Here is a 13,661-nt window from a genome sequence, read left to right on the forward strand (position 1 = left end):
GGTCATTTCGCGCGCTCATATGCTGGCGCTACGGTCTGGCGAAACCCGTCACCGATCTTCCGTGGAGCAGTCCCATGGCCCTGTACAACTCGATCCTGGACACCATCGGCAACACCCCGGTGGTGCGCCTGAACCGCATTGCCCCCGACCACGTCACCCTTTACGCGAAGGTGGAGTCGTTCAATCCCGGCGGTTCGGTGAAAGACCGCCTGGCGCTGGCGATCATCCTGGACGCCGAAGCCCGCGGGGTACTCAAGCCCGGCGACACCATCGTGGAGGCCACCTCGGGCAACACCGGGGTGGCGCTGGCGATGGTGGCGGCCGCGCGCGGCTACAAGTTCGTGGCCACGATGGTGGAGACCTTCTCCATCGAGCGCCGCAAGCTGATGCGCGCCTATGGTGCCAAGGTGATCCTGACCCCGGCCGCCGAGCGCGGTTCGGGCATGGTCAAGCGTGCCCGCGAGCTGGCCGAGGAACACGGCTGGTTCCTGGCCAGCCAGTTCACCAACCCGGCCAACCCGGCCTACCACCGCAACACCACGGCGGCCGAGATCCTGCGTGACTTCGCCGGCACGCGGCTGGACTACTTCGTGACCGGCTGGGGCACCGGCGGCACCCTCACCGGCGTGGGCGAGGTGCTCAAGGTGGCCCGCCCGGAAACCCGCATCATCGCCACCGAACCGGAAGGCGCGGCGCTGCTGGGCGGCGCGGAGTGGAAGCCGCACAAGATCCAGGGCTGGACCCCGGATTTCGTGCCGGACGTGCTCAACCGCGAGGTCTACGACGAACTGCTGAGCATCGACGATGCCCGCGCGATTGAAACTGCGCGCCGGCTGGCAGCCGAGGAAGGCATCTTCGTGGGCATCTCGGCCGGTGCCACCGTGGCCAGTGCGCTGGATGTGGCGGCCAAGGCGGCGCCCGGCAGCGTGCTGCTGGCGATGCTGCCGGACACCGGCGAGCGCTACTTCTCCACGCCGCTGTTTGCCGACATCAACGAAGGCTCCGACGACGAGTGGCTGGCCGGCACCCCCTGAACCGGCGGCCCTGGCTGAACGTGACGCCCACCCCTGCGGTGGGCGTTTTCGTTTCCAACGGGACCTTCATCTGCCGTGAAGCCGGCCCGCCGCAAGGTAGGGCTGTTGGGTGGTGCCCGCCGGGTCGCACTGCCTGAGACGACGATGACGCAGCCTAGATGCCCTGGCCGCTAGCGTGTGAGGCGGCAGTCATCCCGTTGTATGGACCCGGTATTGAAGGAGCGGCACGCATGAAGATCGAAGTGTGGCAGGGCGACATCACGACCCTGGCGGTGGATGCGATCGTCAATGCGGCCAACGAGTCCCTGCTTGGCGGGGGTGGCGTGGATGGGGCGATCCATCGCGCGGCCGGCCCGCAACTGCTGGCCGAATGCGCGACGTTGCCGGAGATCCGCCCGGGCATGCGCTGCCCGACCGGTGAAGTGCGCGCCACGGCCGGCTACAACCTGCCGGCGAAGCATGTGCTGCATACGGTGGGGCCGGTATGGCAGGACGGCCTGCGCGATGAGCCGGCGCTGCTGGCCAACTGCTACTGGAAATCGCTGCAGCTGGCCGAGAAGCTGGGCCTGAAGTCGATCGCGTTCCCGGCAATCAGCTGCGGGGTTTTCGGCTACCCGCTGCACCAGGCCGCGCATATCGCGGCCATCGAGACATTGACCTGGCAGCGTTCGCACCGCGAACCGCAGCGGATCATCCTGGTGGCCTACAACGCCGCGACCTTCAAGGTGTACCAGCAGGCGCTGGCGGCGCTGGGGCAACCGGTGGAGGTGGCGGGGCCGTTACCGATCCCGAGCGCGGGTGTCGAGCTGCCGGCGCCTGCGCCTGCGCCGTAGAGCTACGCCCTGCGTGGCTTCGCGGTGCCGGACGAAGAGCAGCCACGCAGGGCGTGGCTCTACGGGTTCGCGCGATACACCCATTGGTTGAAGAACGGCTGCAGCGAACGCCCCGCTGCATGCTCCATTGCGACCTGAAAATCCTTGGTCTCCACGCTCTTTCCATCATGGGCGCGGGTGTAGTCGCGGATGCCACGCCAGAACGCTTCTTCACCCATCGCCTCGCGCAGCAGGTGCAGTACGTAAGCCCCCTTCTGGTACACCACGGCGCGGTCATCGCCGGTGGGCGCTTTCCAGCTTTGATACACCAGCGCGTGGTCGGCGCCCTTGGCACGCAGCGCCTCCAGGCGCGTGCGCCAGCGCTGCACCTGCGCCTGGTACGCCGCTTCGCCCTGCGTGTGCTGCAGGTAGGCGGCGGTCATGAAGTTGGCGAACCTTCGTTGAGCCAGAAGTGCTCCCAGCCGACGCACGTCACCCGGTTGCCCCACCACTGGTGGGCGGCTTCGTGGGCGATCAGGGCGACGTGGTCCGGGTCGTCCAGCACCTCCTGCCCGTACGCCTCTGACATCAGCGACAACCCAGCCATTTCCTGGCCGATGGTGTCGGCCACCAGCGCCTGTTCGTAGTCGCCGCGATAAGGCAGGCCTGCACGGGCGGCAAAAAAATCGAGCATGCCGCCGGTGCGCGCGAAGATCGCCTGCAGCTGTCCGGGTGAGCGTTCGGCGGACAGGAAGCGCAGCGCGGTGTCGCCGTGTCGCGCACGGACCTGCTGGTAGCGGCCGGCCGCAAACCCGTACACGTAGCCGGGCATCGGCGTATCCAGCCGCCAGCGGTGTTCGATGCGGCCGTCGGCGAGCGTACGTGCGGGCAACGTGCGACCGCTGCCGGTGGCAAGCAGATCGTTGGGCAACGTCACCGACAGGGAAAGCGTGGCGCGCTCATCGGGTGCATCGACCGAGGGCATCCACTGGCTGGTGGAGAAGATGGTGTAGACCTCGCTGCGCCCGGGCGCGAATTCGAGGCCGTACGGCGGTGTGCCGGTGTAGGTGATCTGCAGCGCTGCCTGTTCGTCGCGCTTTAGCGGGGCGTCGAAAACGATGCTTACGGTTGCCTGCTGCTGTTGGAACCGCAGCGGCCGCCCGTTCATGCTGACCGAATTGATCTTGAGCTCGCCGCTGTCGAGCTGTATCTGCGCCAGGCCAGCCGTTTGCGAGCGCAACAGCACAACCTGCCTGCCAACGACCTCGCCGGCGGCGATGTCGGGCACCAGCGCGACGTCATAGTCCAACACATCGAAACCGCGCGCGGCATGGGCCGCGTTGGACGCGGACAAAAGCAACAACAGCAGCCATCCTGCGCGCATGGTCATGGAATCCCTTGGGTAAAAAAAACGCCGGCATGCAGCCGGCGTCTTTTTCTATCACATGCGGTTGGCGAAAATCAGCCGTTCCACTTGCCCAGTGCGGCCTGGCCGTTTTCCTTGGCGCGGTCGTACACGGTCTGCTGTGCCTTGGCGACGTTGGCCTTGGTGTCCTTGGCCCACAGCTTGAGCGCGGCCTGCTGCATGGCGCGGCCGTAGGAGAAGCTCAGCGGCCACGGCAGGTTGCCCATCTGGTTCATGGCGTTGAGGTGCGCGGTGGACTGCTCGTCGCCCTGGCCACCGGACAGGAACACCACGCCCGGCAGGATCGCCGGCACGGTGCTCTTGAGGCACATGACGGTCGATTCAGCCACTTCCTCGACATCGGCCTGCTCTTCGCAGCCCTTGCCGGAAATGACCATCGAGGCCTTCAGGATGGTGCCTTCCAGCAACACGTTCTGCTGGTACAGCGCGTCGAACAGCGAACGCAGGGTGGCTTCGGTGACTTCGTAGCAGGTCTCGATGTCGTGGTCGCCGTCCATGATCACTTCCGGCTCGACCATCGGCACCAGGCCGCATTCCTGGCACAGCGCGGCATAACGGGCCAGCGCATGGGCGTTGGACTCGATGCAGGTACCCGACGGAATGCTTTCGCCGATGTTGATCACCGCACGCCACTTGGCGAAACGCGCACCCAGCTTGTAGTACTCCTGCAGGCGCTCACGCAGGCCGTCGAGGCCTTCGGTGACCAGCTCGCCCGGGCAGCCGGCCAGCGGGTGGGCGCCCTTGTCGACCTTGATGCCCGGAATCATGCCGTTGTCGGCCATGTACTTGGCGAACGGCACGCCGTCCTTGGTGGACTGGCGGATGGTTTCGTCGTACAGGATCGCGCCGGAAATGTGCTCGTTGAGCTTCGGCGTGGTCAGCAGCAGCTCGCGGTAGGCACGACGGTTCTCTTCGGTGTTCTCGATGCCCACGCTGGCGAAGCGCTTGGCGATGGTACCGGTGGATTCGTCGATGGCGATGATGCCCTTGCCCGGGGCGACCATGGCCTGGGCGGTTTCGGCCAGCTGTTCGATGCTCATGTATTTCCTGTGGCGGGTGCGGGAAAAGCACGATTATAGCGGTCCCCTCCCGTGAACTGGCCGTTCATGGGGGATGGAAGCGCTTTCAATGTGAACACAGGTGGTTCGCCTTGGCGTTTTTGATCAGGACCGCCTGGGCCGGCCAACGTTACGCCCGCCATCCGTGGCGTGCGCCCTGCGGGCCGTCGCGTGCGACGTTGAGAACGGCTCCTGCCGTTCTCTTCGGCGCTACCGCCGGGTCGACGTGCGACCCGGCGTCCGGCGTTCTTTACAGGTCGCCCAAGCCGCTGGCGCGGCCGTCTTCACCTACTTCCAGCAGGCGCAGGGTGTTGGTGGCGCCATGGGTTTCCATGTGTTCGCCGCTGGTGAACACCACGCGGTCGCCGGCCTGCAGCTGGTTGGCTTCCACCAGCAGGCGGATGCTGCCGCGTGCGGCTTCGCGCGGGGTGAAGCCGCGGCTGTCGAAGTTGATCGGGAACACATCGCGCATCAGCGCCATCTGGCGGCGGGCACCGTCGTGGCGGGTCACCGCGAACACCGGGGCCGAGGCGCGGAAGCGCGACAGGTAACGGGCGGTGCCACCGGATTCGGTCATCGCCACGATCGCGCGCACGCCCACGTGCTGGGACAAGAACATGGTGGCCATGGCGATGGCCTGGTCGGCACGTTCCAGGTTGCGCGGCGAAGCGCCGAAATCGGTCTCGGTCTGGAACTGGCGCTCAGCACCCAGGCAGATGCGCGCCATGGCTTCCACGGCCTTCACCGGATAGGCGCCGGCGGCGGTTTCGGCCGACAGCATCACCGCATCGGTACCGTCGATGACCGAGTTGGCCACGTCCAGCACTTCGGCGCGGGTCGGGATCGGGCTTTCGACCATCGACTGCAGCATCTGGGTGGCGGTGATCACCACCTTGTTCTGGGCCAGCGAGGCCTTGATGATCTTCTTCTGCAGGCCCGGCAGTTCGGCATCGCCGATTTCCACGCCCAGGTCACCGCGCGCCACCATCACCACATCGCTGGCGTCGACGATCTCTTCGAGGTTCTCGATGGCTTCGGTGCGCTCGATCTTGGAGACCAGCGCGGCGTAGCAGCCGTGCGATTCGGCGATGGCGCGGGCGTCGTTCATGTCCTGCGCGTTGCGGCAGAAGGACACGGCGATGAAATCCACGCCGATCTTGGCCACGATGCCGATCAGTTCCTTGTCGCGCTCGGTCAGCGCGCCCAGCGACAGGCCACCGCCCTGCTTGTTCAGGCCCTTGCGGTCGGACAGCACGCCATCGTTGAGCACGGTGTTGACGATGCGCTCGCCCTGCACTTCCACCACCTGCAGCTGCATCAGGCCATCGTCGAGCAGCAGCACGTCACCGGCCACCACGTCCTGCGGCAGGCCCAGGTAGCTCACGCCCACCTGGGTGGTGTCGCCGGCCGGCGCATTGGCCGAGGCGACCAGGTCGAAGCGGTCGCCCGCCTTGAGGTGGATCTTGCCTTCGGTGAAACGCTCGATGCGGATCTTCGGGCCCGGCAGGTCGGCCAGGATGCCCACTTCCACGCCCACGCGCTGCGCGGCAGCGCGCACGTCGGCGGCGCGCTTGGCCTGGCCGGACGGGTCGCCATGGCTGAAGTTGAGGCGGACCACGTTCACGCCGGCGCGGAACAGATCCTCCAGCACGCCCGGCGGGTCGGTTGCCGGTCCGAGGGTGGCAAGGATCTTCGTACGGCGCTGACGCTCAATCATGGTTAAAGGGCTCCCGGGAAAGGATTGAAATTAGCACACCCTTCACGTCCCATGAATACGTTTACAGCATTGTCGCGCTTGGGTTTCACCGATGTCCTACAGGACATGACCGGACCGGGCACGACATGCGGCGGCGTACGGAACGCCGCCGCGTGGCTCAATCGATCAGCGACAGCAGCGCATCCGGCGTCGTGGCCAGGTGCAGCGCGCCGGCAGCCTGCAGTTCTTCGGCACCGCCAAAGCCCCACAGCACGCCAATGTTGCGCATGCCGTGGTGGCGCGCGCCTTCGATATCCATGCGCCGGTCGCCGATCATCCAGCACTCCTCCGGCGGCAGCATCAGCCGCCGCAGCGCCTCGGCGACCAGCTGCGGCTTCTCGCTGCGGCTGCCGTCCGGGGTGGCGCCGATGACGTCCTCGAAGCACGCACCAAACGGCAGGTGCTCGACGATGCGCCGCGCATGCGGCTCGTTCTTGGCGGTGACGATCGCCAGCCGGTGGCCACGGTCGCGCAGCGCCTGCACGACCTGGCCGATGCGCGGGTAGACCTCGTGCTCGCGCCAGCCGACCACGTCGAAGCGTTCGCGGTAATACGTCACCGCCTGCTCCACCTGGGCCGGATCTTCGAACAGCGGCGCGAAGCTGGTGCGCAGCGACGGGCCGATCCAGCGCCGCAGCTCCTCCTGCGGCGGCACCGGACGCCCCATCTCCGTGAGCGCATGCGCCACGCATTGGGTGATGCCGACGGCGGAGTCGATCAGGGTGCCGTCGAGATCGAAGAACAACGTGTCCCGGTGTTCATCGGCGTGATGCCCAATCGGCGCCACGCCCGATGCCATCACCATCAGTTGCCCCGGGCTTCGAGTGCGGCCACGGCCGGCAGGGTCTTGCCTTCGAGGAACTCGAGGAACGCGCCACCGCCGGTGGAGATGTAGCTGACCTGGTCGGCGATGTCGTACTTGTCGACCGCGGCCAGGGTGTCGCCGCCACCGGCGATGGAGAACGCCGGCGAGGCGGCGATGGCCTGGGCCAGCGCCTGGGTGCCGTGGCTGAAGGATTCGAATTCGAACACGCCAACCGGGCCGTTCCAGACCACGGTGCCAGCCTTGGCGATCAGGCCGGCGTAGTGCTGGGCGGTCTGCGGGCCAATATCCAGGATCAGGTCGTCTTCGGCCACGTCAGCCACCGCCTTGACCGTGGCTTCGGCATCCGGAAGGAACTGCTTGGCCACCACCACATCGGTGGGCAGCGGAATATCGGCGCCGCGCGCCTTGGCATCGGCCACGATCTTCTTCGCGGTATCCAGCAGGTCCGGCTCGTACAGCGACTTGCCCACGGAGTAACCCGCCGCGGCGATGAAGGTGTTGGCGATGCCGCCGCCCACGATCAGCTGGTCGACCTTGCCGACCAGGTTGGCCAGCAGCTCCAGCTTGGTGCTGACCTTGCTGCCGGCCACGATCGCCAGCAGCGGCTGGGCCGGGGCGAGCAGTGCCTTGGCCAGTGCGTCCAGCTCGGCCATCAGCAGCGGGCCACCGGCGGCGACCGGGGCGAAGCGGATCACGCCATGGGTGGAGGCCTGGGCCCGGTGCGCGGTGCCGAAGGCGTCCATCACGAACACATCGCACAGCGCGGCGTACTTGCGCGACAGGGCTTCGTCATCCTTGCCCTCGCCCACGTTCATGCGGCAGTTTTCCAGCAGCACGATCGACCCCGGGTCCACGTCCACGCCGTCGACCCAGTCGCGCACCAGCGGCACGTTCACGCCCAGCAGCTGCGACAGGCGCAGCGCCACCGGTGCCAGCGACTCGGCTTCGCTCCACACGCCTTCCTGCGGGCGGCCCAGGTGCGAGGTGACCATCACCGCCGCGCCCTTTTCCAGCGCCAGCTTCAACGTCGGCAGCGACGCGGTGATGCGCTGCTCGGAGGTGATGCGGCCGTTTTCGATCGGCACGTTCAGGTCCTGGCGGATCAGCACGCGCTTGCCGGAAAGGTCGAGGTCGGTCATGCGAACGATGGACATGGGGCAGCAACTCTTTGGCGGAAAAGGAAAGGGCGCCGCGCACGGCGCAGACGCCCATTGTAACGGCCCCGGTAGGTGACGACCGTCGGTCGTCATTCCCCCGTTGGCGGTTTCTGCCGCAACAGGCTCATGGCGAACCCGCCAACGATGAGCACCCCCAGCACCAACAGGCCCCACAGCAGCCAGCGCTTCCAGTCGCGCACCGGCTGCACGGCGGCGTCGCCGCCCAGCGGCTGCGCGCTGCCCTGCGCCGTCGCCAGCGCCGGCTGCCACTGCGCACCCTGCTGTTCGCGCAGCCGCGCGATCACCGTTCCCACCGGAGCATCGGTCCGCGCCGCACGCACGCTACCGGCGGCCACGCTGAACGGCGCCTCGCCCTGGCTGAGGAACACCAGCGCCTCGGGCTGGTAGCCCAGCCGCAGGGTCGGTGCGGGCATCGCGGTGCCCTGTGCGGCGGTCAGTTTCCAATAGCGATCGCGCGTGGGCACCGCCAGCGACTGGGTCTGCGATTGGCGGCTCCCGCCGGTTTCCTGCAGCTGGTATGCCACCCACGGGCCGGCACGGACCTGCCAGGGCTGGCCCGCATCGTCCCGGCTGAGCAGGGTCCACTGCACCACGCTGTTGTCGGGCGTGGCGATGCCCACCTGGGCGATCGGGAAGCGGCCATCCAGGGTGTACTCGAACTCACCCGGCTTGCCGGCGGTCCCGGTCAGCGCGCGCCATTGCCAGTCGATCGCCTGCGGCGCGGCCACGCGTTCGGCGTGCACCGCCGACAACACCGGCAGCGCGTCGCCGCCGACCGGCACGATGCGGAAGTACTTCGCCTCCTGCCCGATCTCGATGCGGCGCTGCTGCAAGCGGCGGCCATCGTGCTGCAGGTCCACCAGCGGCACATCGTCGGCCACGCGCTGCCACTGGCGCAGGTCGTCGCTGGCATCCACCCGCACCCGTGCCTGCAGCGCGGCCGGTGCCTGCCAGTCCAGCCGCAGCGACTGCGCCGCCCCGCGCAGCGCACTGGCATCCACCAGCCAGCCACCGGGCGCGGCACTGCCGACGCTGCGGCCCAGGCGTGCCTCGACCCGGCGCACGCTGCCGTCGGTGTTGCGTTCGGTCAGCAGCTGCAGGTCATCACCGCCGGCACCGGCCTGGGCCGGCAGCGGGAACCACGGCAGTTCCTGCCACTGCGCGGCCTGCGCCAGCGGCTGGTCGGCCGACAACAAGGCCGCCGGCAAGGCCTGGCCCTGTGCGTTGAACACCTGCACATCGGCCAGCTGCGGCGACACCGCGCTGCGGTACTGCGCCTCGCCCAGCATCAGCCGGTACGCCCCCGCCTGCGGGGCGGACAGCTGCAGCGGCCACTGTTCTCGATAGTCCTGGCGCGCGTCGGCGGCCCAGAGCGCGGGGGCGGCGGCCAGCAGCGAGGCCGCAGCAATCACACGGGAAAAGAGCATCACGACTGTGTCTCCAGCGGCGTTTCAGGCGCACGCGGCGGAGCCGGCGCCAGGTAACCCACGACCGTGCACAGCAGGCCGTAGGCGATGAAGGAAGCAATACCGAGCAGGTTGCCCAGGTGCTGGCGGTCGATCAGCACCAGCTTGGCCAGCACCACGCCCATCAGCACCGCACCGACCAGCCACAGGGCGCGTTGCCCGCGACGCGAGCCCCACACCCAGCTGATCACGCCCAGCACGCTCCAGACCACGGTCAAACTGGTCTGGGCCAGCGTGGACGACCACAGCCGCCCGTCCCACGACACCCCGCCCCAATGGTGCACGGCATGCAGGGTGATGCTGGTCAGCGCCACGAACCCGGCCACCGCCAGCAGCGGCACCCGCCGCGCCTGCAGCGCCAACGGCGCCTGGCCCCGCCACAGCCACACCGCCAACAGCGCCAGCACGGCCAGCTGCGCCAGCTCCAGCGGATTCAACACCGGCAGCCACGGCAGCGGATCGGCCGCGCCCTGCGCGAACAGGAAGCCCACCCACGCCAGCCCCAGCACCGCGAACAACGTGGCCTGCAGCGCATGCCGCGCCACGTTGAAGCGCTCGCCCAGCGGCAGCGTCAGCCAGCGCCAGCGCTGCAGCGACACCGTGACCACCACCAGCCACGGCAACAGCGCCGCGGCCAGGGCCCACCCCTGTGCCAGCTCGAAGCGATCGGCCAGCCACGACGCAGCCAGCGACACCACCGTCGGCCACAGCAGCCACCAGACGAACTGCGCCGCCACCGCCGCCCGGTCCTGGCCACCGCGCAGGCACCACAGGCTGCGCACGCCCAGCACCGCGAACACCCCCCAGGCCAGCGCCCCGTACCCGGCAAACGGCTGGCGGTGGACATCGGCCTGCCACAGCGCCAACGGGAACGCGCACAGCAGCATCGCCAACGTGGTCAACACCAGCGCCCTCGCCGGCATGCGCCGGTGCACCTCGGCCGCGATCCACGCGGTGACCGCCACTACCACCAGCAGTGCATCCGCTCGCGTGTCGAACACCACGAACCGGCTGACCTCATGGCTCGCACCGCCCAGCCACCACAGCAGGCCCCACAGGTAGTACACGATGGCCGGCGCGTCGCGCCCGGCACGGCGATAGCTGAAGGCCGACGCAACGCCCGCCAGCGCCAGCAGCAACCCACTCATGAAGGTCGGATTGGCAATTGCGGTGGCATCGTGCAGCCAGTAATCGGCGCCCACCACGAACCCGAACGCCGCCCCCATCTGCAGCAGCGCACCGGCAATCTGCGGCAACCACCGCTGCTGGCGCAGGCCCAGCCAGACAAGCGCCGCACCTTCCAGCGCAAACACACTGGCCGTCGCGCGCGCCGACAGCGCCAACGGCACCGCCAGCGTCGCAAAGCCCACCGCCAGCACCGCATGCGACTGCCCCAGCGCCGCATAACGCTCGCGCCGCATCAGTGCCCACGCCAACCCCGCATACAACGCCGCCAGCCCCAGCGCACACAGCGCCAGCAGCAACCGGTCGTCGTGCAGCATGCCCGCCTGCAGCGAGAACGCGATCAACGGCGTACCGAACACCAGGCTGCCATCGACCAGATCGCGCTTCTCCGCCGGCTGGCGACGCGCGTAAAGAATCGGAATCAGCAGATAGAACGCAAAGAACAGCAGCAGGAACGGCTCGGTACTGGCGAACTTGTCCGCGTTGTACTGCATGACGCCCCAGGTGGTGCCAATGCCGAACGTAAAGGCAAAGCCCAACAGGTTCAGCGCCCGCCACGGACGCCACCACGCAATGGCGAAGATGGCCGCATTGAGCACCGCGTAATACGAGAACAGCGCCACATGGTTGCCACTGCCCGTGGACAACCAGATCGGCGCCATGAACCCCGCCAGGATGCCCAGCACCGCCAGCGTGCGCGAATTCTGCACCACCGCCAGCACGCCCATCCCCGCGATCAGCAGGATGCTCAGCGCGAACGCGATCCCCGGATCCAGCAGCTCATAGCGCTTGAACGCCGCAAAGATGGTCAACAGCAGAATGCCGATCGCCCCGCCCTGCAACGCCAGCGCAAACATCCGCCGGCGCTCGCGCTGCACCCAGCCGAATACCAGCCCCGCCAGCGCACCGGCCGCAATCGCCGCCAGCCGCAGCTCGATCGGCGCATTGAGCCAGCCCTGGTCGCTCGCATACTTCAACAGCGCCGCCACGCCCGCCAACAACACCAGCATGCCGATCTTCACCGGCACATTGCCCTCGGTGAACCAGCGCTTGATCGTCCCCACGATCCGCTCCCCCAGGTCCGGCCCACGAGGCGGCGGCGGCACAAAGGGTTCGGGCTCGGACGCCGCAGCAGAGGGAAGCGGCGGCGGTGCAACCCGCGCAGCCGCCGCAAACGGCTCGGGCACAGGCTCGGCAGCAGCCAGCGGAACCTCCGGCGCGGGTGCCCGCGCGGCCACGGGGGCCGGCGCATAAGGACGCTCCTCCCATGCAGCACTCACCGCAGGCGCGGCCGCCGGAACGGCACCGTCGCCACGCGCCTGCTCCAAGGCCGCCACCCGCCGACGCAGGCCGGAAATCATCACCAACGCCACGATCAGCAACACCGGCACGGCCAACAACACCAGTACCGCCAGGACAATCAAAGCTTCCATTCCGCGTCATCCTCAAGGGAACGCCCCGGCCCATCAAGACAAGCATGGCGCCAGCGGCAGCGCAGCCATGCTAACTGAATCGGGGGGAAGGTCGCCTCTACCGCTCTCCGGTGGCCACCGACCCAGCGTCGAGGGGTCGGCGGGTGCGGGGGTACGGGACTGTCAAAAACATGGATGTTTTTGCCAAGCCCCCAAGGACGGGTTTACGGCGTGTCCCGTACCCCCGCACCCGCCGGCCCCAACCAGTAGACCGGCAGACGAAGGCGGTTCGCCAAAAACCGTCAGCAGCCGGACGAAGTCCGGCGACACGTACAGCCGGCAAGTACCGACCAAAAAAAAACGGCGAACCGAAGTCCGCCGTTTGTTCTGACGCTTCATGGCCGTGCGAGGTTGCCGGCCATGGGCCGGCACTACCCAGCAACGACCTTGGCCATTTCCAGGCACTTGTTGGAATAGCCCCACTCGTTGTCGTACCACGACACCAGCTTGACGAAGGTGCTGTCCAGCGCGATGCCCGCTTCGGCATCGAACACCGAGGTGTGCGTCTCGCCGCGGAAGTCCGTCGCCACCACCTTGTCTTCGGTGTAGCCCAGGATGCCCTTCAGCGCGCCTTCGCTCTGCGCCTTCACTTCCGCGCAGATCTCGGCGTAGGTCGCTTCCTTTTCCAGCTCGACGGTCAGATCGACCACCGACACGTCCGAGGTCGGCACGCGGAAGCTCATGCCCGTCAGCTTCTTGTTCAGTTCCGGGATCACCACGCCAACCGCCTTGGCTGCACCGGTCGACGACGGAATGATGTTTTCCAGGATGCCGCGGCCACCGCGCCAATCCTTGTTCGACGGACCATCCACGGTCTTCTGCGTCGCAGTCGCCGCATGCACCGTCGTCATCAGGCCACGCTTGATGCCCCACTTGTCGTTGATCACCTTGGCCAACGGCGCCAGGCAGTTGGTGGTGCACGACGCATTCGAAATGATCGCCTGGCCCGCGTAGGTCTTGTCGTTCACGCCGTACACGAACATCGGCGTATCGTCCTTCGACGGCGCCGACAGGATCACCTTCTTCGCGCCCGCATCGATGTGCTTCTGCGCCGTTTCCTTGGTCAGGAACAGGCCGGTCGACTCGATCACCACGTCCACCCCGACCTCGTCCCACTTCAGGTTGGCCGGATCACGCTCCTGCGTCAGGCGGATCTTCCTGCCATTGACCAGCAGGTCGCTGCCCGACACTTCCACGTCAGCCTTGAAGCGGCCATGCACCGAGTCGTACTTCAGCATGTACGCCAGGTAATCGGGCTCCAGCAGATCGTTGATGGCCACGATTTCGATGTCATTGCCGAAATTCAGCACGGCCGAACGCAGCACGTTGCGCCCGATGCGACCGAAACCGTTGATGCCAACCTTGATTGCCATGTTCACAAGCTCCTGCAGCCGCGACAGTGCGGCGCCGATGGAAAGGGCCGCCATTCTAGCAAAGCCCGACCCACC

The 13,661-nt window shown here is 67.5% G+C and carries 9 protein-coding genes and 1 pseudogene; 2 read left to right on the forward strand and 8 right to left on the reverse strand.

The features are described 5' to 3' along the window. Positions 1-74 precede the first annotated feature (74 nt). Together cysK and NMB40_RS13905 are read left to right on the forward strand one after the other, a co-directional pair. Entirely contained in the window at positions 75-1,034 is a 960-nt protein-coding gene (gene cysK / locus NMB40_RS13900; protein WP_282248257.1) for a cysteine synthase A, read from the forward strand. A 230-nt stretch (positions 1,035-1,264) separates the two neighbouring features. Beyond that, positions 1,265-1,867 (forward strand): O-acetyl-ADP-ribose deacetylase, encoded by a 603-nt coding sequence (locus NMB40_RS13905; RefSeq protein WP_494358789.1) that lies wholly within the window; start codon positions 1,265-1,267, stop codon positions 1,865-1,867. A 59-nt stretch (positions 1,868-1,926) separates the two neighbouring features. Here the strand turns inward: NMB40_RS13905 and NMB40_RS13910 are convergent. The 8 genes and pseudogenes from NMB40_RS13910 to gap all read right to left on the reverse strand — a co-directional run bounded on the left by NMB40_RS13910 (position 1,927) and on the right by gap (position 13,586). Further along, positions 1,927-3,236, reverse strand: a pseudogene (locus tag NMB40_RS13910) (M1 family metallopeptidase). 71 nt (positions 3,237-3,307) lie between these two features. Continuing rightward, positions 3,308-4,312 carry a class I fructose-bisphosphate aldolase gene (locus NMB40_RS13915; RefSeq protein ID WP_093533681.1) on the reverse strand — a complete coding sequence of 335 codons (1,005 nt, stop codon included), beginning with the start codon at positions 4,310-4,312 and terminating at the stop codon, positions 3,308-3,310. A 268-nt stretch (positions 4,313-4,580) separates the two neighbouring features. Next, complete coding sequence (pyk, locus tag NMB40_RS13920) at positions 4,581-6,047, reverse strand: pyruvate kinase (RefSeq protein WP_068853848.1); 1,467 nt, start codon at positions 6,045-6,047, stop codon at positions 4,581-4,583. A gap of 157 nt (positions 6,048-6,204) precedes the next feature. Further along, positions 6,205-6,885, reverse strand: coding sequence for an HAD-IA family hydrolase (locus tag NMB40_RS13925; protein ID WP_494361081.1), 681 nt, complete (start codon positions 6,883-6,885; stop codon positions 6,205-6,207). 5 nt (positions 6,886-6,890) lie between these two features. Then, positions 6,891-8,066: a phosphoglycerate kinase gene (locus NMB40_RS13930; protein ID WP_494358790.1), complete on the reverse strand. Its 1,176-nt coding sequence runs from the start codon at positions 8,064-8,066 to the stop codon at positions 6,891-6,893. 92 nt (positions 8,067-8,158) lie between these two features. Beyond that, positions 8,159-9,517: a DUF3999 domain-containing protein gene (locus tag NMB40_RS13935; protein WP_494358791.1), complete on the reverse strand. Its 1,359-nt coding sequence runs from the start codon at positions 9,515-9,517 to the stop codon at positions 8,159-8,161. Beyond that, a complete protein-coding gene (locus tag NMB40_RS13940) occupies positions 9,517-12,174 on the reverse strand; it encodes a DUF2339 domain-containing protein (RefSeq protein ID WP_494358792.1) in 2,658 nt (885 codons plus the stop codon). Before NMB40_RS13940 ends, NMB40_RS13935 begins: the two co-directional genes overlap by 1 nt. A 410-nt stretch (positions 12,175-12,584) precedes the next feature. Beyond that, positions 12,585-13,586 carry a type I glyceraldehyde-3-phosphate dehydrogenase gene (gene gap / locus NMB40_RS13945; RefSeq protein ID WP_494358793.1) on the reverse strand — a complete coding sequence of 334 codons (1,002 nt, stop codon included), beginning with the start codon at positions 13,584-13,586 and terminating at the stop codon, positions 12,585-12,587. Between the last annotated feature and the right edge of the window lie 75 nt (positions 13,587-13,661).

It is taken from the genome of Stenotrophomonas sp. FBCC-B152, from assembly GCF_059134105.1.